Origin of the sequence: Chrysosporum bergii ANA360D (assembly GCF_029891735.1) — a bacterium.
Classification (GTDB): Bacteria; Cyanobacteriota; Cyanobacteriia; order Cyanobacteriales; family Nostocaceae; genus Umezakia; species Umezakia bergii.
On the sequence record NZ_JANQDH010000087.1, the window covers coordinates 1 to 25,977 of the forward strand.

23 protein-coding genes are annotated in these 25,977 nt (G+C 42.2%); 7 read left to right on the forward strand and 16 right to left on the reverse strand.

The features are described from left to right. From NWP17_RS12805 to NWP17_RS12840, 7 genes are all read right to left on the reverse strand, one after another. On the reverse strand, positions 1–329 hold a 329-nt coding region (locus NWP17_RS12805), incomplete at its 3' end, for a hypothetical protein (protein WP_280655283.1). Between the two features lie 105 nt (positions 330–434). Beyond that, entirely contained in the window at positions 435–1,187 is a 753-nt protein-coding gene (locus NWP17_RS12810; protein ID WP_280655284.1) for a COP23 domain-containing protein, read from the reverse strand. Positions 1,188–1,253: 66 nt separating this feature from the next. Next, the gene (locus NWP17_RS12815; protein ID WP_280655285.1) at positions 1,254–2,828 is read right to left on the reverse strand and encodes a M48 family metallopeptidase; all 1,575 of its coding nucleotides are present in this window, start codon (positions 2,826–2,828) and stop codon (positions 1,254–1,256) included. A gap of 20 nt (positions 2,829–2,848) precedes the next feature. After that, on the reverse strand, positions 2,849–3,667 hold the full coding sequence (locus NWP17_RS12820) for a DUF5331 domain-containing protein (protein WP_280655286.1): 819 nt from the start codon (positions 3,665–3,667) through the stop codon (positions 2,849–2,851). 205 nt (positions 3,668–3,872) lie between these two features. Beyond that, a complete protein-coding gene (locus NWP17_RS12830) occupies positions 3,873–4,847 on the reverse strand; it encodes a cysteine synthase A (protein WP_280655287.1) in 975 nt (324 codons plus the stop codon). Positions 4,848–4,896: 49 nt separating this feature from the next. Then, positions 4,897–6,621 carry an ABC transporter ATP-binding protein gene (locus NWP17_RS12835; protein WP_280655288.1) on the reverse strand — a complete coding sequence of 575 codons (1,725 nt, stop codon included), beginning with the start codon at positions 6,619–6,621 and terminating at the stop codon, positions 4,897–4,899. 139 nt (positions 6,622–6,760) lie between these two features. Further along, the gene (locus NWP17_RS12840; RefSeq protein WP_280655289.1) at positions 6,761–8,053 is read right to left on the reverse strand and encodes a murein transglycosylase A family protein; all 1,293 of its coding nucleotides are present in this window, start codon (positions 8,051–8,053) and stop codon (positions 6,761–6,763) included. A gap of 139 nt (positions 8,054–8,192) precedes the next feature. Here NWP17_RS12840 and lpdA point away from each other — a divergent pair, with 139 nt between their 5' ends. The 3 genes from lpdA (at position 8,193) to NWP17_RS12855 (ending at position 12,200) form a co-directional block, all read left to right on the forward strand. Then, a complete protein-coding gene (lpdA, locus tag NWP17_RS12845; protein WP_280655290.1) occupies positions 8,193–9,620 on the forward strand; it encodes a dihydrolipoyl dehydrogenase in 1,428 nt (475 codons plus the stop codon). 74 nt (positions 9,621–9,694) lie between these two features. Next, complete coding sequence (gene trpC / locus NWP17_RS12850) at positions 9,695–10,585, forward strand: indole-3-glycerol phosphate synthase TrpC (RefSeq protein WP_280655291.1); 891 nt, start codon at positions 9,695–9,697, stop codon at positions 10,583–10,585. 481 nt (positions 10,586–11,066) lie between these two features. Further along, positions 11,067–12,200, forward strand: a complete 1,134-nt coding sequence (locus tag NWP17_RS12855; protein WP_425332663.1) for a pyridoxal-phosphate-dependent aminotransferase family protein — start codon at positions 11,067–11,069, stop codon at positions 12,198–12,200. Positions 12,201–12,281: 81 nt separating this feature from the next. Here the strand turns inward: NWP17_RS12855 and NWP17_RS12860 are convergent, their stop codons facing one another. Continuing rightward, complete coding sequence (locus NWP17_RS12860; protein ID WP_280655293.1) at positions 12,282–13,898, reverse strand: serine/threonine-protein kinase; 1,617 nt, start codon at positions 13,896–13,898, stop codon at positions 12,282–12,284. 362 nt (positions 13,899–14,260) lie between these two features. Here NWP17_RS12860 and NWP17_RS12865 point away from each other — a divergent pair, with 362 nt between their 5' ends. Next, complete coding sequence (locus NWP17_RS12865) at positions 14,261–14,422, forward strand: metallothionein (protein ID WP_280655294.1); 162 nt, start codon at positions 14,261–14,263, stop codon at positions 14,420–14,422. Positions 14,423–14,493: 71 nt separating this feature from the next. Here the strand turns inward: NWP17_RS12865 and hemL are convergent, their stop codons facing one another. After that, on the reverse strand, positions 14,494–15,792 hold the full coding sequence (hemL, locus tag NWP17_RS12870; protein WP_280655295.1) for a glutamate-1-semialdehyde 2,1-aminomutase: 1,299 nt from the start codon (positions 15,790–15,792) through the stop codon (positions 14,494–14,496). A 187-nt stretch (positions 15,793–15,979) separates the two neighbouring features. On the opposite strand from hemL, the gene hisIE reads away from it, so the two are divergent. Together hisIE and NWP17_RS12880 are read left to right on the forward strand one after the other, a co-directional pair. Then, entirely contained in the window at positions 15,980–16,630 is a 651-nt protein-coding gene (gene hisIE, locus NWP17_RS12875) for a bifunctional phosphoribosyl-AMP cyclohydrolase/phosphoribosyl-ATP diphosphatase HisIE (protein ID WP_280655296.1), read from the forward strand. A 458-nt stretch (positions 16,631–17,088) separates the two neighbouring features. Beyond that, positions 17,089–17,319: a DUF2811 domain-containing protein gene (locus NWP17_RS12880; RefSeq protein ID WP_280655297.1), complete on the forward strand. Its 231-nt coding sequence runs from the start codon at positions 17,089–17,091 to the stop codon at positions 17,317–17,319. Positions 17,320–17,528: 209 nt separating this feature from the next. Here NWP17_RS12880 and NWP17_RS12885 read toward each other — a convergent pair whose 3' ends face one another. Continuing rightward, positions 17,529–18,230 carry a response regulator transcription factor gene (locus tag NWP17_RS12885; protein WP_280655298.1) on the reverse strand — a complete coding sequence of 234 codons (702 nt, stop codon included), beginning with the start codon at positions 18,228–18,230 and terminating at the stop codon, positions 17,529–17,531. A gap of 702 nt (positions 18,231–18,932) precedes the next feature. Between NWP17_RS12885 and NWP17_RS12890 the strand changes: the two genes are divergently transcribed. Further along, complete coding sequence (locus NWP17_RS12890) at positions 18,933–19,556, forward strand: CPP1-like family protein (protein WP_280655299.1); 624 nt, start codon at positions 18,933–18,935, stop codon at positions 19,554–19,556. Positions 19,557–19,733: 177 nt separating this feature from the next. Here NWP17_RS12890 and NWP17_RS12895 read toward each other — a convergent pair whose 3' ends face one another. The 6 genes from NWP17_RS12895 to pstS form a co-directional block, all read right to left on the reverse strand. Then, the gene (locus NWP17_RS12895; protein ID WP_280655300.1) at positions 19,734–20,414 is read right to left on the reverse strand and encodes an HAD family hydrolase; all 681 of its coding nucleotides are present in this window, start codon (positions 20,412–20,414) and stop codon (positions 19,734–19,736) included. Between the two features lie 139 nt (positions 20,415–20,553). Next, on the reverse strand, positions 20,554–21,597 hold the full coding sequence (hppD, locus tag NWP17_RS12900) for a 4-hydroxyphenylpyruvate dioxygenase (protein WP_280655301.1): 1,044 nt from the start codon (positions 21,595–21,597) through the stop codon (positions 20,554–20,556). A 169-nt stretch (positions 21,598–21,766) separates the two neighbouring features. Beyond that, positions 21,767–22,552: a phosphate ABC transporter ATP-binding protein PstB gene (gene pstB / locus NWP17_RS12905; RefSeq protein WP_280655302.1), complete on the reverse strand. Its 786-nt coding sequence runs from the start codon at positions 22,550–22,552 to the stop codon at positions 21,767–21,769. A 43-nt stretch (positions 22,553–22,595) separates the two neighbouring features. Next, positions 22,596–23,477, reverse strand: a complete 882-nt coding sequence (gene pstA, locus NWP17_RS12910) for a phosphate ABC transporter permease PstA (protein ID WP_280655303.1) — start codon at positions 23,475–23,477, stop codon at positions 22,596–22,598. Positions 23,478–23,515: 38 nt separating this feature from the next. After that, on the reverse strand, positions 23,516–24,499 hold the full coding sequence (gene pstC / locus NWP17_RS12915; RefSeq protein ID WP_280655304.1) for a phosphate ABC transporter permease subunit PstC: 984 nt from the start codon (positions 24,497–24,499) through the stop codon (positions 23,516–23,518). A gap of 82 nt (positions 24,500–24,581) precedes the next feature. After that, the gene (gene pstS / locus NWP17_RS12920; protein WP_280655305.1) at positions 24,582–25,631 is read right to left on the reverse strand and encodes a phosphate ABC transporter substrate-binding protein PstS; all 1,050 of its coding nucleotides are present in this window, start codon (positions 25,629–25,631) and stop codon (positions 24,582–24,584) included. Between the last annotated feature and the right edge of the window lie 346 nt (positions 25,632–25,977).

Genomic DNA, 25,977 nt, shown 5'->3' on the forward strand with positions numbered 1-25,977 from the left:
CCTCCCACACCCACACCACCCACACCCACACCACCCACACCCACACCACCCATACCCACACCACCCATACCCACACCACCTATACCCACACCACCCATACCCACACCACCTATACCCACACCACCACGGCCAACCCCACCAGCGCCACCCACACCACCCACACCACCCACACCACCCACACCACCCACACCACCCACACCACCACGGCCAACCCCACCAGCGCCACCCACACCACCACGGCCAACACCACCAGCGCGGCCAACACCCCCTTCCAGACCGTTTTTGATTATTTTTACCCAGAGACCATAGAATTCACGGCTAGTACCCACTTAACTGTGATACTCACCGACCTTCTAGGTAAGTATTGCGGGCATCTTACCCGCTAGAGACATACCCCGGAAGCGGGGAAGTGTCTTGATTTACCGAAGATGATATCAACGGAAACTACCAGGGTTGAGGCGTTTGGGCTGTCCCAATGTACCCCCATCTTGGGGGGCGAGGTAGGGTTTTAAATTGATAGCAGTTCTAGAAACAGGAGGGGGATTTTTATCACCACCAAGAAGGCTGCGACCTAAATTATATAAGTCATTTAGTCCTGTTCTACCCCTATGGCGAAAAGTGTTAACTGCTATGGTTTGTTGTCCACTGTCAGCGGTGATTAAATTTTGGAAAACACTATTACGGATGACATAGGGATCTTTATTCCTGGGTACTGTTAATAGAATGCGACAAAATGAGTTAGCCTCGGTGGTGACACAAATAATATTCTCGTTATTTTCTCTGGCTATTTGTAGTTCTTGTAACCCATCCGGGCGGTATAATTCCAAGCGACTGGCAATTGCTTGACAGCGTTTTTCTGGACTCCAACCACCACCTAAAGCGGCTGGTGCAGCCCAAGGAAAGAATTGACCGGGAATACTTTGGGGCTGATACATGACAGTGTACTGTCCATTGTGGAATTGACAGCTAAACCGAGTATCTCCGGTGAGGTTGGGTGTGGTTGTAGGTATATTTGTTGTGGGTATATTTATGGGGGTTGGGGTTGATGTGTCGCCTGTGGGTATGGTGGGGACAACAACACTACCAAAGGTGGAATTATTAGATTGAGCAAGTGCCGCAGCATTGCCTAAAACCAAAGATAAGCCAAAACTGCTCAAAAATACCAACTTTAAAGGTTTGAAAAACATAAATTATTGCCCAGTTTAGTTTTGAGAGCTAATAATTATAGTGACGAGGAAGTTAGTATTTTTGATTCATGGACTGGGAGATTTTTCTTGTTCTTCTTTTTTCCTCTCTTCTATAATTTGTTTGATTTGTGCTTGTACTGTTATATGTGGTTCAACTCCTTCATAGGCGTAACGGTTATAATTCCCACGGGAAATTAAATTTTCTAAATAACTAACGCGATCGCTGCCCCCTGGGTGAGAAGATAACCAAGGTGGGAGAAAATTTCGCTGTTCTTTTGCTAATGTCACCATTAAATTACGCAAACCATCAGCAGCGTAGCCCCCAGCAACAATTAAACGTGTACCGAGTTCATCTGCTTGACGTTCCATATCTCGACTATAATTGAGTGCAAACAGTTGACCAATAGTACCACCAAAAGGTAAATACTGAGTCACATTAGCAATGAGATTTCCTTGGGTGACTATTTGAAAGCCGTGAGATAATACAGTGTGGGATAATTCATGAGCTAGTAAACCGGCTAGTTCTGCTTCTGAATTGGTTTTAGCGATCGCCCCTGCATTAATAAATATTTTACCCCCGGGCAGAGCAAAAGCGTTGAGGTCTTCTTGAGCAATAACATTAAATTCATATTTAAAATCATTTCTGCCCGCTACTTTCACCAGTTTTGCCCCAATTTCATTAATGTAGGCTGTGACTGTTTCATCTTCTATTAAATCTAACTGTTTTTTGGCCTGTTGTGCCACCGAATCACCTATGGCTGCTTCACCTTGTAACAGCATGACAGTGGAGTCAATGGCAGAAACCGGACCAAGAAGACTACCAGTAACAGCATAACCTAATGCACCTGTGATAATATTAGCAATGGCATTACCCCTGATCTCTCCTCCCATATAAGATTTAAAATTCTTCAGATTTTCATCAGCTAAATTTTGAAATTTAGAAGCTTGGGGATGATCTGGATTAAGAATGGCAAATTGACGGGCTGTTAAAGAGGCCTCCATCCATTTTTTAGCTTCCGCCATTGCAGTGACTTGAGCATCAACTAAGGTTGATTCATGGGGATAAAGAGATACAGCACGTTCTAATATATCTAATGCTTCTTGGGAGCGGTTATATTGTTTTAAAGCTTTTGCGAAGCGAATATGACCGGGGATAAATTCTGGATACTGTTCAACCAATAATTGCAGAGGGACTAAAGTTCTGGTTTGTAGATTCTTGGCAATTCCCGCGGTAGACTCTCGCCAATATACTTTACCAGCCGGAGAAAGTTGCTCTGGGTCTAGTATGGCTGGTTTGCGTTCTTGGGTGGTAACTGCTGTAGTAAAAGGTGTTTTTACTTCTCTATACAGTTTTTCCGCGGCTGAAATTTCCCCGGCGACAAAAAGCTGGTCTGCTTTAATGAGTGTTTGCTGACGACTAATTTCTTCTGGACTGACTGCTGGAGACTGTGGCTGTTGAGGTTCAGTTTCATCAACAGAAGTTTTATTAGTTGTGCTGGTACTTTCAACAACTACAGACTCTGGGGTTTCCTGGGCTGTAACTACGGGTATTACTTGGGTGAGGATAATTAACAAAGATGTGGTAACTGCAAGTAATAGCCATTTCCAGCCTGACAGCAGAGATTTTTTTTTTCTTTTCATAGGTCAGTAAATTGTAGATTTTAGATTTTAGATTTAGTGATTTTAGTGGTTTGTTGTGGGTCGTATTCGCTACCCTGACAAAACTCATCTACCCAATTAGCTAAACGACGGTTACTTTTTGGTTTGGGTGGTATTTTTCCATAGTTACCATGTGAAACTGGAGATTTTAAATACTCACATAAAAATAAAATACCGGTTAAACAATTTATTTGCAGCAGAAGAGAGCAAAACTTAATAGGTAGATGATGAAACCCCCAATCCCTGACTTTTGAAGATGTAATGGTTTTGGTTTGTTTTGGTAAGTTGATGGTCATTGCTAGGGGGGAGGGCGATCGCCTGTGATGACGTGGTAGATTTTGGCTGGGAGGAGGAGAAGCCACAGCCACGGTGAATCCCTGGGGTGGCACATCAGCGGTTACAGTATTAGGTGTAGGATGGGTTGTCACCTGAGTATCACCCAGAGATAATGGCGCTGGTTGATGTAACTGTGGTGTATTAGCAGTAATTTGAGCAGGTGTCACCACGGGTACTGCTTCTACCTCTGTGGTGGTGGGGGAAGACTCAGACTTAATTAAATGTAACTCTTGCTCAGGATTAAAGTTAAGGCCTAAAGCAGCCACTATTTCATCAGGGTTATCATTTAGATCCAAAATAAAAGAAATTATACGAGCAAACTCAGGCTCTAAAACCGACAAAGTAGCTAAAATAAAACCAGATAAAGGGCGGCGCAGATTATTATAAGTACCCCAAACCCTCACTTTAACTAGCCAAGAACGATTTTCCTCGTAGTAACTCAGCCACTTAATTTTTACGGATTGACGTAGCTGCTGAATATTCATAGGTACCTCACTTTGGTCAGGAATTGAGTGGTATTTTGCGTTTTTAGTGTATTTATCCCTGGGGATGAAACCGATAATAAAGCATTCCTTCCACTCTTTGACCCCCCTGCAAATGCTGTTCTACCAATAGAGGTACTTGATTAGGCATAATTGATTAATACTTGACATTGTTGTTACTGGTAGAACCCTGTTGTCTGTTCCCTAATTAACTAACCATTAATCCTTTTGAGGCTAACCATTCCCGGTTAAAGATGCGTGATTGATATCGGGAACCGTTATCACATAAAATAGTCACAATGGTATGTCCCGGACCCATTTGCTTGGCTAAAGCCACAGCAGCAGCAACATTAATGCCAGTAGAACCACCCATTAACAGCCCATCTTTCCGTAACAGGTGATAAACTACCCGCAAAGCTTCTGTATCATCTATCTGGATAGCATCGTCAATTGGTGACCCTTCCATATTGGCGGTGATGCGGCTATTACCGATACCTTCAGTAATAGAATTGCCTTGTATCTTGATTTCACCAGTTTTGACATAGCTATACAACCCACTACCCATAGGGTCAGCCACCACACATTTAACTCCAGGGTTCTGTGACTTTAAATACATAGATACCCCCGCAAAAGTACCTCCAGTACCAGTTGCGGCCGTCCAAGCATCAACCCGACCGTTGGTCTGGGTCCAAATTTCGGGACCTGTGGTTTCGTAGTGGGCGAGGCGGTTGGCTATATTATCAAATTGATTTGCCCAAATTGCGTTATCTAATTCTGCCGCTATTCGCCCGGATAGCTTGACGTAATTATTCGGGTCTTTATAGGGGACTGCTGGAACAGGGCGCACCTCCGCCCCTAGGGTGGTTAGTGCATCTATTTTTTCTTGGGACTGGGTATTGGGAATAATAATTAGGCATTTATAACCCTTGGCGTTACAAATATGTGCTAAACCAATTCCTGTATTCCCAGCTGTTCCTTCAACCACCGTACCACCGGGTTTAAGTAGACCTTTTTTTTCTGCATCTTCAATAATGTAAAGTGCAGCGCGGTCTTTGACGGAACCCCCAGGATTGAGAAATTCTGCTTTACCAAGGATTTCACAACCTGTTTCCTCACTAAAGCTATTTAAGCGAATCAGTGGTGTGTTACCAATGCTGCCAATAAATCCATTTTTGATATCCATTTGTATCTCACGTGTTTAAGAAATACTATAGAACTTATAGCCTTGAGTCCTAACTAAATTGTTGGGCGTAAAATCGGGCATAACGTCCTTGTAGTGCTAACAGTTCTGAGTGGTTTCCTGATTCTACAATTTCCCCCCGTTCTAAAACTAAAATGCGATCGCATCTGCGAACTGTACTTAAACGGTGAGCAATGATAAACACTGTGCGGTTTTGCATTAATCTTTCTAAGGCTTCTTGTACTAATGCTTCCGACTCAGAGTCTAACGCCGATGTAGCTTCATCTAAAATCAAAATTTGCGGGTTGAGAAATACCGCCCTGGCGATGGCTATTCTTTGGCGTTGTCCACCTGATAGGTTAACGCCTCTCTCACCCACCCAAGTATAGTAACCTTCCGGTAACTGGGTAATAAATTGGTGGGCGTTAGCAATTTTAGCAGCTTCTGCAACTACTTCCATGTCAAAGGAATTTTGCCCAAAGGCAATATTTTGGGCAATTGTTCCCGAAAACATCACCGTTTCCTGGGGAACAATGCCAATTTGTCGCCGCAAACTATAAAGCTTCACTTCCCGAAGATCTACACCGTCAATGAAAATTTGACCTGCTGCTGGGTCATAAAAACGGGGGAGAAGATTGACAAATGTGGTTTTACCAGCACCAGAAGCACCCACCAAGGCGATCGCTTGTCCAGGGAATGCCAATAAGCTAATATCTTTTAATACAAACTTTCCGGGTTGGTAGGCAAAGGATACATGACGATATTCTACCTCACCTTTAACCTGGGGTAAGGCCATAGCATGGGGTTTTTCTAATACTGTTGGTTGAATAGCCATCAATTCAAAAACCCGGTCAACAGATGCTTCACCTTGTTTAAACTCGTTGTAGTTATTGGTAGTATGACCGATGGGGTCAATTAACAACCCTGCGGCTGCTAAGTAACTAAAAAACTCCCCCACTGTTAAGTTATTTTGGGCAATTTGCCACGCTCCCACCATCAATAATGATATAGCACTTAAAGCCTCTAAAAAACCTACTATGGGGATTTGAACTGCTTTGAGACGATCAGCAGAGTATTTAGCTTGGAAACTGCGTTCTGCTTCATTGCCAAATCGGGCAATTTCGTAGTTTTCAGATGCAAAAGCCTGGACTAGACGGATACCGCTAAATACCTCCGTGAGAATTGCGGATAAGCCAGAAACTTGATTTTGACTTTTGAGGGAATACTTACGTAATCTCTCACCAAACCAGCCAATTAAAATACCCATTATTGGGGCAACAATCACTGTAGCTAGTGTCAATTGCCAATTTAAGTAAATCATATAGATGGGTATGGCCAATAATTGCAAAGTGCAAGGGATAAAGTCGTGAAAGACTTTATTAACAACCTCCCCCACCCGGTCAACATCTTCTGTTAGGCGATAAGATAAGTCACCAGCTTTTGCGGTTTCAAAATAGCTAAGGTCTAGTTTTTGCAGATGGGAGTAAACCTGTTTGCGGAGGTCAAAAGCCACTCTTAAAGCAACTTTGGCCATGTACATATCTTGCACAGACTGAAAAAAGCCCCGCACTAAAAACACCACCACCAAAACCCCAGCTAACTGGGCGATCGCCACTACATTACCTTCACCAAAAGGAGTAGCCAACCTACCAGCGAAATTAATTAAAGTTAAAGTTGCCAGCACATAACCGATAATGCCGATAAATCCCTTAGTAATGTTTTGCCAATGGGGGCGAAGGTAGGGTAATAATTGCCAGTAATGAGAACGAACTTTCAAGCTGTAACTTCCACAAAAATATTTTTTCTTGTTGAGATATTATGACATTAATCTTAACAGATCATTTGCATTAGTACCTCAAGTGTTTAAGAAATGCCATACATCTAGCGGGACTTTTCCAACATCCTCTAAGAGGATATCACTTTTTCACCAAAAAATAAGCTGTAGCATACTCCGGTAACTGTCTAATATACTGGGTAAACTCCCGCCGATTCTTAAAAGTTCCTGCTAACAAATCAAGTTGGGCAAGATTAGGTAAGAACGCCCCTCCTGTATCTGCTATAACTCCCATTCTTAATTTTTTTTGCCCGCCTTTAGTATACTCAATCACAACAATTCTACCCAAGCCAATATTGAGAATATCCCCGGCAAAAGTTACTCCTGGCTTGATGGAAATTTTGGCATTTATATTATGTCCATAACCTTTAATACCATCCACCTGTCTAAAGTACCAATAACGCTTTTGCTCTGTGGCTTTTAACCCCCGCACATAAGCAATACCATTATTTTTATCTACATTAAAAAAACTTTGACTACCATCGGTAAAATTAATTAAGATTGTCCCCTGCATCAACGCTTCTTCTAAGCCATCCCTGGTTAAATAAGCAAGGGGCGTAACTCTACCATATTCTTTTCCCCCCGGCTCATAAATACCTGATAAAACATCCTGCTTTGTGTATCTAGTGTAAAATTTATCAGCAATTTTGTCTGCTTTTAAACTGTAAATTGGTATATTATAAGTGGCAGTTTTAGTGCGAGAACCCCTATGCTCAAAAACAGCATATTTAGTAATTCGCACTTGCTTTTGCTGCTGGTTGTCAGGATTATAAGCAGACCATTTAATTACTCGAAAATTATTATTAATAAACTCAGGATTTTCCAACCGTGAATTGCGATTGTTGGCAATATCTTCCCTTAATACAGTAATCATGAAATCCAAAGTTTTAATAATATCCTGGACTGTTACACCTTGAGTATCTAGCAGCCCCCTCCGGAAAACAGTGGGATCTTCACCAGGGTGATCTTGAAAATATTTTCTGGTATTAACCAGAACAGTTAATAAATCTCCTTGGGGAAAATTAATATTAGACTTGGGTAGTTTGCCTGGAGTGAAAACCCGACTACCCGGAATGCTAAACTTATAGTTCTGCCACTCATCCACTACTGGATAACTAATAGCCGCTGATGCTGTATGTTGCCTAGATGCGGAGTTTAATTGTGGAGTGATTGTTGTAACAGAATTATGAAAAATACTGGCTAGTCTTGTCCCTGATAACTGTGCTTTGGGAAAAAATAAACTTTTTTCCGCCGATGGTTCGGCAAGGGGTGTTTTTTTCCACTGGGTAGCTACACTAGGAATAGTCACACCCCCTAAGAATAAAGCAGCAACAACTAATGTGAAGCGGAATCTTTGAGTAGAGAAAATGTGCATAAGCGGGAAAATAAAGTATAATATTAACTGAATCCGGGCTGAAGTCGCCAGGATTGAAACTGTTGCTACCAACCAGGAAGCAATACTATCGCATCAGCAGGTTTTACATTGTTAAGGCGAAGCACACGGGGAAACTAACGTGAGTCATGGATTTGATTACGATTTAATTATTATAGGCGCGGGCGTGGGCGGACACGGTGCGGCTCTACACGCGGTTAGCTGTGGACTGAAAACAGCAATTATCGAAGCTGGGGATATGGGAGGAACCTGTGTTAATCGTGGTTGTATCCCTTCTAAGGCTTTGTTAGCAGCATCTGGACGTGTGCGGGAGTTACGTAATACCCACCACCTCAAATCATTAGGGATTCAAATTGATCATGTGGCATTTGACCGCCAAGCGATCGCAGATCATGCTGGCAATTTAGTATCCAAAATTCAAGGGGATTTAACCAACAGCCTCAAACGTCTAAAAGTTGACATCATCAGGGGTTGGGGGAAAATCGCCGGGAGCCAAAAAGTAACTATTAATAGTGATAGTGGTGAAAAAACCATCACTGGTAAAGATATCATTCTCTCCCCCGGTTCAGTACCCTTTGTTCCTCCAGGAATTGAAGTAGACGGCAAAACCGTTTTTACTAGCGACCAAGGGGTAAAACTACCATCTCTGCCAGAATGGGTGGCAATTATTGGCAGTGGTTACATCGGCTTAGAATTTTCTGATATATACTCGGCTTTGGGCTGCGAAATCACCATGATTGAAGCCCTAGACCAATTAATGCCAGGATTCGACCGGGATATTGCTAAACTAGCAGAACGGGTCTTAATTACCCCCCGGGACATTGAAACCAAAGTAGGCATATACGCCAAAAGAATTATCCCCGGTTCACCAGTGGTAATTGAACTGGCAGATTTTAAAACCAAAAAAGACATTGAGGTAATGGAGGTGGACGCTTGCTTAGTAGCCACAGGACGCATCCCCGCCACTAAAAACCTGGGTTTAGAAACTTTAGGTGTGGAACTAGATAGAAGAAATTATATCCCCGTAGACGATCGCCTGGCTGTGCTGTCAGCAGGGGAAGTAGTCCCCCATCTGTGGGCAATTGGTGACGCTACCGGCAAAATGATGTTAGCACACGCAGCTTCAGCTCAAGGCATTGTTGCTGTAGAAAATATTGTGGGGCGATCGCGTGTGGTAGACTATCGCAGTATCCCAGCTGCCGCATTTACTCACCCAGAAGTTAGCTATGTGGGTTTAACAGAAGCCGCAGCCAAGGAATTGGCACAAGCTGAAGGTTTTACCATTGCCACTAGTAAAAGTTACTTTAAAGGTAACTCTAAAGCCTTGGCAGAAAATGAAGCCGACGGTATAGCTAAAGTGGTATATCGCCAAGATACTGGTGAAGTTTTAGGTGTGCATATCTTTGGTATGCACGCAGCCGACTTAATTCACGAAGCATCAGCAGCCATCGCCCATCGTCACGCCGTCCAAGACCTAGCCCATTTAGTACACGCCCATCCCACACTGTCAGAAGTGCTAGATGAAGCCTATAAACGAGCCGTGGTTTAAAAAGTAGGAGTGAGCAAATAGAGACTAGGGGGAAAACTTCCCCATCTCTAGTTACCAGTGTTTAGTCTTTAATTATGCAAATTCGCCGTCGTTCTACCAACACTACCATTAATGTCTCTTTTTTGCGCTACCAGTCCGCCTTGCCAGATATGGAACCAAATAACATTTTGGAGGAAATTGTCTGGCATAAGGAAATTGAGGTGGAGCAAATGCGGGACAGGCGACCTTTGGCACAATTGCAAAAGCAAGCCCTCTCAGCACCGCCAACTCGTGATTTTATTGCCGCACTCAGACAAGGTAGAACTAATCCAGCCTTGATTGCTGAAGTTAAAAAAGCTTCTCCTAGTAAGGGTGTTTTCCGTGAAGATTTTGACCCAGTAGCCATTGCTTCAGCTTATGAAAAAGGCGGTGCTAGTTGTATTTCTGTGTTGACAGATAGCAAGTTTTTTCAAGGCAGTTTTGACAACTTAGCTCAAGTGCGTGCCACGGTAGATTTACCCTTATTATGTAAGGATTTTATTATCTATCCTTACCAAATGTATTTAGCTCGCCTTCAGGGCGCAGATGCAGTTTTATTAATTGCCGCTATTCTCAGCGATCAGGATTTACAATACTTTATCAAAATCACCAAAGCCCTAAACATGACGGCTTTGATTGAAGTTCATAGTTTGGCAGAACTGGATCGGGTATTGGCTTTAAAGGGTGAATTTTTGGTGGGCATAAATAATCGCAATTTAGAAGATTTTTCTGTTAACCTCCACACAACTTGCCAATTATTAGCAGCAAGAGGGAGTCAATTACAAGAGCAGAACCTCCTAGTTGTGAGTGAGTCAGGGCTACACACCCCAGAAGATTTGCAGATAGTACAACAAGCAGGAGCAGCAGCTGTATTGATTGGCGAATCTTTAGTTAAACAACCAGACCCGGGTTCCGCCATCGCTAATCTGTTTAGTAAATTTCTGTAAATTTTCCTCCCCAAGTAGGTTAATCAATAACCCCTGATTGAATAACCCCATCAACACTCTTGTAGATAAAACGCGGCTCAACAGGATTTATCCCGTCGTATCCTTAACAAAGGGCGATGGGTATTCTAAAAGCATTTGTGTTCAGTTACAATCAAAAAAAGCATCCACAAATTGGTGAAAAACCCATAAGATGCCAACTCAACTAGTCACACACCTAAGTATAATCTTAGTCAAGGTGAGTAGACGAGCTTTGACACTCCCAAGACAATATGATTTATCCAATCATATCGTAAACGCTGCATAGCGTGTCTGATGACCGCGTAGCAACATCAGAGAATAGATGTCAAAGATATGCAGGATATAGCAAAGTACTTTGTATGTATATGCAGGTAAATCTAAAATTCACCACATGAAAAAACTAGCCGCCCACAGATTGAAATTTTATTTGACTTAGGACAAACATATGGACAAGCTCATGCTAATGATTCCTGGTCCCACACCAGTACCAGAAACTGCATTGTTGGCACTAGCCAAACACCCCATAGGACACCGTACTAGTGAGTTTAGTAACATCATGGCGGAGGTGACAGAAAACCTCAAATGGCTGCATCAAACCACAAATGATGTACTAATGCTGAATGTTAGCGGTACAGGGGCAGTGGAAGCAGGAATTATTAACTTTCTCTCTCCGGGCGATCGCGTTTTAGTTGGCTCCAATGGTAAATTTGGAGAACGCTGGGTAGAAATTAGCCAAGCCTACGGTTTAAACGTGGAAGCCATTACAGCAGAATGGGGTAAACCTTTAGACACAGCCTTGTTTGCCGAAAAACTGCAAGCAGACACTCAAAAGCAAATCAAAGCTGTAATTATTACCCACAGCGAAACCTCAACAGGGGTGTTGAATGACTTAGAAACCATCAACCGCCTAGTTAAAGAACATGGTCAAGCTTTAATTATGGTGGATGCAGTCACCAGCCTGGGTGCATTCAATTTGCCCATAGACACCTGGGGCTTGGATGTAGTTGCTTCCGGTTCCCAGAAAGGTTACATGATTCCCCCTGGACTAGGTTTTGTTGCGGTTAGCCCCAAAGCTTGGGAAGCTTATAAAACCGCGAAATTACCAAAATATTACTTAGATTTGGGCAAATATAGCAAATCTACAGCCAAAAATACTACCCCATTCACTCCACCAGTAAACTTGATTGTGGCTTTACACACCACTTTACGAATGATGAAAGATGAGGGCTTGGATTCTATATTTACCAGACATCAACGGCTGAAAAATGCTACCCGCGCGGCGGTTAGAGGTTTAAATTTACCGTTATTTGCAGCAGATGACTATGCTAGTCCAGCAATTACCGCAGTGTCCCCACAAGGGATTGAATCGGATAAAATTCGCTCATTAATGAATAAGCGCTTTGACATTGCTCTAGCAGGGGGTCAAGACCATCTGAAAAACAAAATTTTCCGCATTGGTCACTTGGGCTTTGTCAGCGATCGCGATATTCTCAGCTGTATAGCAGCTTTAGAAGTTACTCTCACCGAACTCGGTCACGAAAACTTTACCCCCGGTGCTGGTGTAGCAGCAGCAGCTAAAATATTCAATCATTCCTGAGTATAATTGACCTCTCCCCCAAACCACAAAAGGCTCTCAGGAGCTTTTTGTGTCTTTTTCCACACCAATCTCCTTAATCCCTCATCCAAAGAACACTCGTTTACCATTGGGGCGTATTGTCCTCCAGTTGGTTTTCGCTAACGCTAACTGCTGATCAGAAATCTTAGCACCTGTGAGATTAGCGCCACACAAATTAGCACCTCGGATATTGGCACTGTTAAAATGAGCATGGCTAAGGTCTGCGCCGCGCAGGTCTGCTCCCTCTAAATCAGCATTGTGGAAGTAAGATTTACTGACATTAGCGTTTCTCAAATTTACTCGGTTGAGATTAGCTCTAGTAAAGTCGCTATCATGAAGATTAGCGCCTTGGAGATTAGTGCTTTGCAGTTGAGCAGAATGAAAATTTGTTTCTGATAAATCAACACCTTGTAACTTGAGGAAACTTAAATTATGCAGAGCAAAATCTCTTCTTCCCTTCAGATAAGCTGTTAATAAAGTTTGGGCATTTATTTTGCGCGCTTGAGTATTCTTATACTGTGAAGTAGTATTACTGTTAGTACTTAAATTGGCTGATTTATCTGCGCTAGACAACTGATCGACTTCTCCAGACTCTGACTTAGCTCGTCTAGCTCGAATTGCTGATGCTATTTGTCCTACATTTTCTCCCCCAGTGGAACCAGCAGAAGGGTTGTTAGACAAAGTAGTAGAATTTCTAGTGGAGTTTTGCCGACGGTTATATTTAGGCTGCTCAACAGTATTATGAGGTTTAACTAGCAAACTCTGGGCTAAACTTTCTAAATAGGGTTCCATGTCTAAGGCTTTTAGCACTTCTTGTGCTGACTGGTAGCGATTGCGTACTGACACATCCAACATTTTCCGCAGGACATTGATCAAGTTATCGCTCACCTGTACCAAAGGCTCCCACACAATCTCTCCTGTTTTCGGATTGTAACCTAAATCTTTGGGAGTTTTACCGCTTAACAAGTAAATACAAGTGACCCCCAAGGCGTATATATCACTAGAGTAAACTGGACGCATGGCCATTTGCTCTGGAGGTGCAAAACCAGGAGTACCGATGGAGTAGGCTGTTAATGCTGTTTGTCCCGTTTGACTGATGGTGGGTTGTCTGACTTGATCTTTCACCGCACCAAAATCAATCAGCACCATTCTTCCATCTAGAGACCTACGAATTAAATTGGCTGGTTTGATATCACGGTGAATAACTTTCTGCTTGTGGATGTATTGCAACAACGGTAAAAGTTCGCTCAAAAATTGTTTGACTCCAGCCTCGCTAAAAACGCCATTCACCTTAACCTCGTGTTCCAAAGTCCAACCACTGATATATTCTTGAATTAAAAAGAATTGTTCTTCCTCTTCAAAATAATCAAGTAACCTTGGTATTTGGGGATGATTACCAATCTTACCCAGGGTTTTGGCCTCCCGGGCAAATAACTCTCGCGCCATTTTTAAAACATCTGGTGTGGTCGTTGAAGGACGTAGCTGCTTAATCACGCAACTCGGTTCTCCCGGTAATGTTTGATCCTTAGCTAAGAATGTTGCTCCGAAGCCACCTTTACCTAATGGTTTAACTACCCGATAGCGATCGCGTAATACTAATGGAGAGCCACATGACTGACACTTGGTGCTGTCTGCCACATTTTTGGGATTGGTACAAGTAGGATTTAAGCAATAGCTCATGCGCTGTCAACTCGCTGCACGAATAACGACTGGAATAGTTACACTCTCTTTTAGTTATTAAAACTTACAATTAACTCTGACTAGATGATTTTGCGGAAAACTCAATTTTCTTAACAATTCCTCCAGTTACCTGTATATTTTTGGTTAATTATATTCTACTTGTTATTTTTAATTCTGGCAAATAGGTTATGACAGTATCGACCACTTACCTACGCATTCACATCATATATAGCGAACTTTGCCCAATTGAGGTACATCATGAGCGGGCAATACTTGGATATCACGTGTTTAAGGAATACTATATATAATACTTGAACAACTGTTCAGATGTTATAATTTTATTATAAATAATGGAGAGAAATATGACAACTGTAACCGAAATGAAATGCGCCTGCCCTAGTTGCTTGTGTATCGTTACACTTGAGGATGCCATCAGTAAAGAGGGTAAATACTATTGTTCTGAAGGCTGTGCTGAAGGACATAAAACACTCAAAGGCTGTGGACATCATGGATGCGAGTGTTAAATTTGACTAACGTATCTTGAGTGCTGAGTACAACAGATATCACCATTAACCCAGCACTCAGTCATCAGCACTTACAAAGTAGATAGCACTTCCCGTGCCGCAGTCAAAGTCTCCTGAATATCAGCTTCAGTATGAGCCAAAGAGGTAAAACCTGCCTCAAACTGAGAAGGTGCTAAATAAACACCGCGGTCTAACATCCCGCGATGAAAACGACCAAATTTAGCCATATCTGACCTTTTGGCATCTTCGTAGTTATGAACTGGTCCAGAGGTGAAAAATAAGCCAAACATGGCGCTGATGTTGCCACCACAAGCGGGGTGTCCAGTGTCTTGGGCAATTTGCAGTAACCCATCTGCCAGCTGACGAGTAATTTGCTCAAGATACTCATAAGTACCAGGTCGTTGCAGCAGTTCCAGGGTTTTAATCCCAGCTGTCATCGCCAAAGGATTACCCGAAAGAGTCCCCGCTTGATACACAGGACCTGCCGGGGCAATCATAGACATAATATCCCGACGACCCCCGTAGGCTCCCACAGGCAACCCACCGCCAATCACCTTGCCCAAAGTTGTTAGATCCGGTGTCACACCAAATTTTTCCTGAGCGCCGCCATAGGCAATGCGAAAACCAGTCATCACCTCATCAAAGACTAGTAAAGCCCCATGTTCATGGGTAAGTTCCCGTAAACCTTCCAGAAAACCAGCATCCGGAGTAATAAACCCAGCATTGCCAACCACAGGCTCTAGAATCACACCGGCGATTTCGTCCCGGTTTTCTGCAAATAAGGCTTTGACAGCTTCCAGGTCATTGTAGGGAGCGGTGAGAGTATGGCTAGTTGCTGACTTAGGTACTCCTGGGGAATCGGGTAATCCTAGTGTGGCTACGCCAGAACCAGCTTTGACTAGAAACATATCGGCGTGACCGTGGTAGCAGCCTTCAAACTTGATGATTTTCTCTCTGTTGGTGAAAGCCCGCATTAACCTTAACACTGCCATACAAGCTTCCGTGCCTGAATTGACAAATCTGACCATTTCAATACTGGGAACAGCATCAATGACCATTTCTGCCAGTAAGTTTTCCAGCACTGAAGGAGCGCCAAAGCTTGTACCTTTTTCCAAGGCTTCATGAAGGGCTGCAATTACTTCTGGATGGGCATGACCACAAATCGCCGGACCCCAAGTACCGACATAATCTATATATTGGTTGCCATCCACATCCCAAATATAGGAGTTCTTAACACGGTCAAAAACAATGGGTTGTCCGCCAACTGATTTGAAAGCACGCACAGGAGAGCTAACCCCTCCTGGCATGAGATTTTGGGCTGCCGCAAAGATTTCTTGTGATTTTGTGGTTTTAATAGTGGTGTTTACCAAGGCTCTCTCCTAAATAACGATAAATAAAAAGGTCTATCTGAGGATATGGTGAAAAACTGTTTAGAAATTCTACCTTATAAAGTTATCCTAACTAGAAAAACAACCCATGAAGATGGTTGTCCATGGAAATGTTGGCTCCTTGCCCTGCTCAAAATGGTATCGTGAATCTATAATTATCAGATTTAATATGTCTTCTACTAATCCCCATTCACCATCACACTCCATTCCTGTTGATCAGATTTGCTACGATGAACGAGGCTTAGTGCCGACAATTATCCAAGATTATCTAGATGGTACTGTCTTAATGATGGCTTGGATGAATCAAGAATCCTTAAAAAAAACCTTAGACACTGGGGAAACTTGGTTTTGGAGTCGTTCCCGCCGGGAATTATGGCATAAAGGCGCGACTTCTGGACATATTCAAAAAGTGCGGAGTGTCCGTTATGACTGTGATAGTGATGCCCTGCTGATAGGGGTCGAGCAAGTGGGAGATATTGCCTGTCACACTGGTGAACGTAGCTGTTTTCATCAAGTAGAGGGGGCAATTGTTGCACCCCCAGGGGATACATTATCTCAACTCTTTCAAGTCATATGCCATCGCCGTGAGCATCCCGTGGCCAGTTCTTACACCTGTAAGTTATTGGCTGGTGGCGATAACAAAATTTTAAAAAAGATCGGCGAGGAAAGTGCTGAAGTAGTCATGGCCTTTAAGGACGATGATCCAGAGTCCATAGCTGGTGAAGTTGCCGATCTACTTTACCATACATTGGTGGCTTTAGCTCATCACCAAGTAGACATAAAGTCAGTATATCGCCAATTACAAGAGCGTCGCCGCTAGAAGTAGAAGGATTGATATTTTTGTAATTCTTATCATTACCTGAAATTTTCCTCACCCATTCCACAGCTTTTCCACAGGTATTTTAGTAGTTTTCCACAGATGTTGTACGAGGTAATAGGCACTTGCCGTTTTACTGGGGATTTTTGAGCAACAATAGCCATGAGCCTATGCCACTGAGTTTGTGTTAAGTTCAGTAACAAAAAAGTGGCTATAATATTGATTATTGGGTCAAGGTTTGTTTTTCATTCGGTTGAATTTAACATTTCGCAGCATTGACAAACCCACCCCCTCTTGGCGCACAATGATTCGACTAGCTTTTGATAGTCTGTTCAACCACTGACAGCAAAAATCACCTTAGACCCTGATATAGATTGTCAGGTAACTCCAGGACTATGTAAAGCCAATCCTCCTTAAAAGCAACTTGTCTCTCTTGATTTACCTCAGAGAAGGAAAAACTCATGAACGCAACAGTTAGTATTTTTACGGAAATCCCAGAAACACTACATGAATCACTTAAAAACTACCTAGAAACACACCCGGATTGGGATCAAAACCGAGTCCTCACAGCCGCATTGTCCTTGTTTTTACTGCAAAATGGAGAGAGCGATCGCCGGGCTGCAAGAGTATATTTAGAAACTTTATTTCATCTCACCCCCCCAGGAGACTCCCATTACACGGGTAAGGGTTGAGGTGAAAGGACTTAGCCCAGCGCCAACCATAGCTTATTGATTGATTATTCTTGTTGTTATTAACCATGGGCACGGTAACCGTGCCCTTTTGATGGATGTTGATTACAGCTAGCAAGGGATAAATTTAAAATTCAAAATTTAAAACTGTTACACACAGGAAACTTTTATGGTGCAGATGTATTAGACCCAAAAGACTAATAACATTCCCACTACTGAGAGTGGGTGGGACATTCAAACTTATACCCTACGCCACGTACAGTTTGAATTAGTGCAGGTTGGCTAGCATCGGCTTCAATCTTCTTGCGAATTTGACCGATATGCACATCTACAACTCGTTGATCGCCAACATATTCATAATCCCAGACCTCTTGAATCAGTTCTGCTCGTCGCCAGACTCTACCGGGATGGCTGGCTAAAAAGTGCAATAAATCAAATTCCAAAGCAGTTAAAGGTATTGCTTGGTTGTTTAGTGCCACTTCCCGTCGTGTTGGATCAATCATTAATTTTTCAAAAACTAAACGTTTTTGTTCAGAATTGGTAACAACTCGTTGCCGTCTCAAAATTGCGGCTACTCTCACTTCTAACTCTCCCAGACCAAATGGCTTGGTGAGATAGTCATCAGCGCCTTTAGAAAAGCCACGGATTTTGTCGGCTTCGTCGGCGCGGCTAGTCAGCATCAAAACAAAAACACCATTACGACCTTGCATTTCCTGGCAGAGGTTAAACCCAATCACATCTGGCAAATTAACGTCTAAAATTACCAAATCTGGGTTAAATTGCTCAAATATAGCTAAGGCTGTTTTACCATCCTCAGCAGCCTCCACCTCATAGGTCTGCTTAATCAAAAAGCGTTGGATTAAATTGCGGACAGCAGGGTCGTCATCAACTACAAGAATCTTGGCTGGTGCCATGACCATCACTTTGCAAAAAATTCGTAAGATTAACAGGAAGAAAGACAGCGTAAAAACGCGGTTTCCACTTTGGGGGTTGTTTAAGACTCTACAGGGGTGAGGAATGTATTTCCTGATGATCCACAATAAAATAATAGTGGCATCAGAATTGGAGGAAAATGACACTCAGAAAAGTTTGCTAGTCACACATATACTTAAGTACAAGTATTGTGATTATCACACTTGATGTGTACTAAACAGATATTTTGAAGTTTCCTACAGCATTTCATTCACCTACTAGAGTTGATTTTCCCCATCAGAGTGGAAATTGAAAACTGTTTAATTTTAAATCCATAATGGACACATACCACAAGTTATAGTGACAGTTTGAAGTGAACACTTCCCTAACATACTCTGTCATTGCCAAGTTGTGAAACATAGAAGTTAACCTTTTCAGAAAAAATGCGTTCTAGTCATCTCTAGCTAAAATTATAGAGTACATGGCTTACTAGCCACAGGCGTGAGCGTATACACGGGCTTATGGCAATATGTTAAACTTGACATAGTTAAAGATTCTCACTCAATCCAACTAATCCGTGATAGTATGCTGGTAGGCTACAAATATTGGTTAGTCCGTTGGTTGGGATTAAGATAAAATCTAAAATTGTTTTTCCAAAAGCAAAACATTGCTGCTGACCAAAGCTAAAAAAAGTATAAACTCCCATGAGCGATCAAAATCCCTACGAAAAACTTGGGGTACCAGAAGATGCTAGCTTCGATGAAATTCAGGATGCTCGGAATCGCCAATTGCAGCAACACAGTGGCGATGCCAAGAGTTTAGAACTCATTGAAATGGCTTACGATGCGATTTTAATGGATCGCCTCCGGATGCGCCAAGAAGGTAAAATTAAAGTACCGGAACGAATCAGGTTTCCGGAATTGCGAGTGCAGTTACCTGCAAAAGAAAGTTCCATCCCTCCCCAGCAGTCACCAGCATGGCTGCAACGAATGCTGGATCAACCCACCCCTAGAGATATCCTCTTACCAGGAGCTTGGTATTTGGGATTAACTGCTATTAGTGTACTTACTGAAGCAGGAGGCAACCAGGTTTTACAGTTGGCTTTGGTTTTGGGTGTAGGCATCAGTATTTACTTCCTACAACGTAAGGAGGGTAGGTTTGGTAGGGCAGTTTTATTAACACTGGTTGGTTTAATTGTCGGTTTAATTGTCGGAGGTTTACTTGCTAGTTGGCTACTGCCCCAGATAAACTGGCAACTAACAGATGAACAGTTATCTACAGTCTTGACATTTACATTGTTATGGCTGATTAGCAGTTTTCTGCGTTAAGTCCATGAACTTTTGCGATTGTAGATTGATCAGGAGTAATGGACAAGTTAGTTTGATCGTTTGTCTATTACTGCTATATAAAACCTAGACAAAGCTAGACTTTACTTCTTACTTCAACCCTAGCATAGGAGCATTTATCCATCGGTAAGCTTTCACGCTTTAGCCAAACGCGATTAATTAAGATTCCAGGATGAGTTTGACAGCCGTACTCAAATCCTCAACAATCAAGTCAGGTTGGTAAATTTCTAACTGAGCGCGATCGCGAATACCACACTCCACAGCTATGACCTTGATATTGTATTTTTTGGCAGCAGCAATATCCGCTTCAGTATCCCCAACCATCCATGTATCGGCTGCCATGGGCAATTCTGCCAATGCCCGTTCCATCAATAATGGCTTATCTTCAATATCACTAGTCTTAACATAGTCATTTTCCAGGCAGTAACAGCGACTCTTAGGGAAAAAACAGCCTAATTGATACTTATTGACAGCATAATCTAGTTCCCGTACTCGACGCATGGTCATCACAGCCAAATCAATACCAGCTTGTTGAATTTGTAACAGTGCATCTACAGCACCTGGAACCAGGGTATCATACTGAAAATAACCGTCCGTGTGTACTGTTTTTCGGCGTAACTGAGCAAATTCTTGTGCTTGGGTAGCATCCAAACCAGAGTTTAAAGCAATTTGTTTTTCAGGGACACGCGATCGCTTGAGTTGCCAAAATTCCGCTTGAGAAAGTTGTTTTACAGATTGTTCTGGATATCGGATTTTCTCCAAACAAAACTGATAAACCCGGTAATACCGTTCAGACACATCAATAATCGGTCCATCGAAGTCAGTGATTAATCTTAGCATCGGCAAAAATTGTTAATTTTGATAACGATTATCTCACTTTTTGACCAATCAACATTAAAAAAGGGAACAGGGAACAGGATATTGTAGTGAGAGCATCTTCCCAAAATCTCACTGCCAACGAAAATCCAAAATCCAAAATCTAAAACTGTAAAGTACCGCGTTTAATTTGTTCAGTTTCAATAGCGTGAAATAAAGCGCGAAAATTACCTTCCCCGAAACCTTGAGCTTGGTAACGACGCTCAATAAACTCAAAGAAAAAGGTCGGCTCTGCAAAAATGGGCTGAGTAAAAATTTGTAATAATACTGCATCTTCAGTATCTTCCTTCCAGTCCACTAAAATTTTCTGTCGGGCGATGGCCTCTAGTGCTGATATGGAGAGAGGAAATCCAGAGCGCTGTTGAATCTGTGAGTAGTAAGTTTGGGGAACCGAGAGAAAAGATAAACCACGGGCGCGAAGTTGAGCGATCGCACTAAGCAGGTCAGCCGTCCCCAAGGCGATATGTTGAATTCCTGCTCCCCGGTTAATATCCAAAAACTCTTGAATCTGGGAATTACCAGAAGCAGGTTCATTGATTGGAAACTGTACCCCACCTTGACGGGAAACCATAACTTGGCTATGTAATCCAGAGCGATCGGTTTGAATTTTAAAACTTTGCTGGGGATGAAAATCTAAAATTTTTTCGTACCAAGCAACAGCAGATTCCAACTCACCCACGGGTACATTCAACACAATGTGATCTATGGCAGTAAAAGTATGATTTGTTGTTTTTGCTGCATAATCAGTTTTTACTGGTAAATTTTCCATCAACGTATGAGTCAACCCGCCCCAACCGGCAATTTTACCCCATTTGCGGGACACATCACCACACTGCTGGGACTGGATGGGTTGGATAACTCTAGCCCCCTGGCTTTGGGCTAGTGTCATTGCACCTTCCACATCTTCCATAGCAAAAGCCACATCTGCCACCCCTGGTGGATGTTGACACAGAAACTCAGCCACTGGACTGGTAGGTAATAAAGCTGAAGACAGTAAAAAGCAAACAACCCCGCTCCTCACTACTTCTGTACGAGTATGAATTGAAACAATGTTACTCTTCACTGCTGTAAACCCCAAGTGGGATACAAACCAATCCCGCCAGACCTGGGCATCTTCTACATAGAAATGAACGTGATCAATATTCATAAATCCTGAGAATCGAGTACAACAGCTTACCTATGCCATCAAAGGGAACAGGGAACAGGGTTTTGAGGATTTATTTATTTTACTTTCCTCTCCTAGGAGGAGAGGGGCTGGCGGTGAGTATGTCAACAACTTGGTTAATTAGTTACAATGCAACAGGCTAAAAAACCTTTTAACCAAAAAGTCCGGAAACATAATCCCGAGTCCGAGAATCTAGAGGATTGTTAAACATTTGATGTGTAGGGCCAAATTCCACCATTTGACCAATACGACTTTCATCAGTGCTGAAAAAAGCTGTAAAATCTGAAATTCGAGTCGCCTGCTGCATATTGTGAGTCACAATAACAATGGTCAATTCAGAGCGCAAACCATGGATTAGTTCCTCAATTTTCATGGTGGCGATGGGGTCAAGAGCCGAACAGGGTTCATCCATTAGCAACACTTTTGGTTTAACGGCTAAAGCACGAGCAATGCAAAGACGCTGTTGTTGACCACCAGAAAGACCTAAAGCCGATTTATTCAGCTTATCCTTCACTTCACTCCAAAGAGCAGCACCTTTCAAAGCAGATTCAACCACAGCATCTAATTCGGTCTGAGAAGACTGACCAGCTATTCTCATACCATAAGCGATATTTTCATAAATGCTCATGGGAAAAGGATTTGGTCTTTGGAAGACCATACCAATTTGGCGGCGTAGTCGATTTAAGTTAATCCGGGGGTCATAAATATTCTGACCAAAAAATTCTACATTCCCTTCGACTTTCACCGAACCTTCCAATTCACTAATGCGATTTAGACTCTTAAGGAAGGTTGATTTACCACAACCACTAGGACCAATCAGTGCAGTTATTTGATTTTGATAAACATCTAAGGAAACCTTATCAATTACTTTATTGGTACCGTAGTAAAAGCTGATGTTTTTGACTTGAATCGCAGTATTTAATGTGTTTGTGTTCATTGTTTTCCGACTGATTTACTACCGAAAGTTCAATTTTTGAGGTTTATCTACTCTTTTTTCGACGAGTAACTAAACGAGAGATGATATTGACAAACAAAACCAAGCCCAGTAAAACTATGGAAGTTGTCCAGACTAACTGATATTTCTGGGGATCAGGGTCGTTGTAGAGATTAAAAATCAATACTGGTAAAGAAGCTGTTGGGCTGAGTAATCCTGATGACCAATCTAGACTAAACAAAGCTGTAAACAGTAGCGGTGCTGTTTCCCCAGCAGCACGAGCGACTGCGAGGAGAACACCTGTGGTAATTCCAGGAATAGCCGCGGTAACTACAATGCGAAAAGTGGTTTGAAAGCGAGTCCCCCCTAAAGCTGCGGAAGCTAGACGTTGGTCTGTAGGTATGAGTTTTAACGCTTCTTCGGTTGTGAGGACAATCACAGGGAGCATGATTGTGGCTAGAGCAAATCCACCCGCGATCGCACTAAAATTTTTAGTTACTAGAACTATAACACCGTAAGCGAATACACCCACAATAATTGATGGAATCCCCGTGAGAATACCAGTAATAAAGCGGACAAAATTGGCTGCCGGGTGAGTGCGTCCAAATTCCGCTAAAAATATCCCCGTTAATATGCCTAGGGGAATACTTAATAATGCCCCAATGCTCACCATTTTTGCCGTCCCTAGGATCGCATTGCCAAATCCAAAATCAATTACAGAATTGACAAACATTTCTGGCTTTAAACCAGATATTCCCCTAACCAGGATTTCCCACAAAATAGATATTAAGGGAACCACAGCCAAAATTGTTAATCCCCAGGCAATCCCATTCATTAAGTAAGTAAATAACTGCCTAGACTTGGGTAAAGGGCTAAATAATTCAGCACCCAAAGATTGTTGTATTTGTGAATTCTGAGAACCATCCATATTTATCAATACTTTTGTTTCAATTTACTCAACACATATTAGCGGTTGGTCTTACCCACCCACTTTACCAACAGAACAGCACCAATATTCACAGCCAAAGTCACCGCAAACAAAACCAATCCCAGATAACTCAAAGCACCAATGTGTAATCCTGGGGTAGCTTCGGCAAATTCATTGGCTATCACAGAAGGGATGGTATAAGCCGGATCTAATAAAGAAAGACTAATTTGACCAGAATTACCAATCACCATAGTCACAGCCATGGTTTCCCCCAAAGCCCTCCCTAAAGCCAGCATAGTGGCGCTAACAATCCCAGAAAACCCAGCAGGTAGCAACACTCGGAAAATTGTTTCCCAACGAGTACCACCTAAAGCCATAGATGCACTACGTAATTCTTTAGGCGTTGCTAGTAGGACATCACGGCTAATTGCTGCCATAGTTGGCAGAATCATAATAGCCAAAATCATTCCTGCAGTTAACATATTTGTTCCCACTGGAGATTCTGTATTAAATAGCGGTATCCATCGGAAATAACTCCCCAGCAACTTTTGTAATGGTTCTATGACAGGAATAAAAATAAAAATTCCCCATAAACCCACAATCACACTGGGAATTGCGGCAATTAACTGAATCGTAAATGCCAGAAATGCTTGTATGGAAGGCGGTAAAAATTTTTCAGTTGTTACTAATGCTACTGCTATTCCCACCGGAAAAGCAAAGAAAATGGCGATGGCACTACTGACCACAGTCCCGTATATGTAAGGTAAAGCACCAAATATTTCATTGCTGACATCCCAATCTTGCCCCCACAAGAACTGTATACCAAACTGTGCGATCGCCGGTTTAGCCTCTTGAAAAATGATCCAGGTGATCAGAAATAGCACCGCCACAGTAATTGTCGTGAAACTATAGACCAGCCATGTAAACCCTTGGTCAAACCAACCTTTGATCCCGTCGTTAGCTATCAATTCATTATTTAGAGCTAATGAATTATTTGTGTCTGAATTAGATGAATTTGCCATAAAAAAGCCAAAACATTAAACTATTTGGTGTTAGTAGGGTGAGCCATAAGCCCACCCTGCTGAAAGAAAATAACTGAGGTGATTATTTAACAGTGCTATTTACTGTTTGCAATACCCGATTAGTGACTGCAGAGGGAATTCTGGTGTAGTTCAGGTCATCATTGAATTGTTGACCATCGTTCAACACCCAATTAATCCATTTTTTCACCGCATCAGCCTTAGCGGGAGTAGGATACTTTTTATAAACCATCATCCAGGTCAAACCAACGATAGGATAACCTTGGCTGGGGTCTCCTACAAAAATGCGGTAGTTATCAGGGAAACTCACAGAGGATAAAGCTGCGTTTGCAGTCTGCAAAGAAGGCGCTACAAACTGTCCAGACTTATTTTGCAGCAGTGCAGATTTCAGCTTGTTTTGCACAGCGTAGGAATATTCCACATAACCAATAGAACCAGGAGTACGGGAAACCAAAGCAGCCACACCAGGATTACCCTTACCTTTAAGAACATTAGGCAAAGTCCATTTAGGGGCTGTTCCAGTTCCGATTCTACCCTTGAAATAACCGTTAATTGAACTCAAATGGTTGGTGAAGATAAAGGTTGTACCGCTACCATCAGCACGAACCGCAAACTTAATTGGTTGGTTGGGTAGATTCACTCCAGGATTATCAGCTTTAATTTTTGGGTCATTCCAGTTGGTAATCTGACCAGAAAAAATACCTGGTAAAGTGGTACGAGATAATTTCAGGTTATTGACACCCGGTAGATTATAAACCACAGAAACAGCACCACCTGCTGTGGGTACTAAAATCACACCGTTCTTAACTTTGGCCATTTCCGCGTCTGTCATAGCAGCATCACTAGCACCAAAGTCAACGGTTCCAGCAATGGTTTGACGAATACCACCACCACTACCAATTGATTGGTAGTTAACTTTCAGGTCTGGAAATTTCTTTCTTACTTCACGAGCATATCTTTCGTACAAGGGTGCTGGAAAAGTCGCTCCCGCGCCACTGATAGTTTGAGCTTGAGCTTGGACCGGTGCAGCCAGGAGAGAGCCGAGTACAGCAGCAGTTGTTAGTGCTGAAGTAGTAAATGCTCTGGGTAACAAAGTGGTGCTTGAGAAATTCATAGTACCTCTAACTGTGTAGATTGGTTTGTTCAATTTATATCATGCAATAAGTGCAATTATTTCTGTTTAAGAACAGTTTAAGGTTGGTCAAAAAAAAGTACCACTTTATGTAAATAGCTTGTAGTATGCAGAATTTTACCTAAGTTAGGTATATCAGTGGGTAAAATGCCCGCACCACAAGATTTATTTTATTTATATGTGTATTTAATGTATTTAAAAAATGTTATACAAAAAACTTTACGTAAATAAATACACTAGCGGTTAAGATGCCTGCACTACAAAATTTATTTTATACTTGTATTTTATGTGTTGAGTAAATGTTATATAAATAACTTTACTTAAGTAA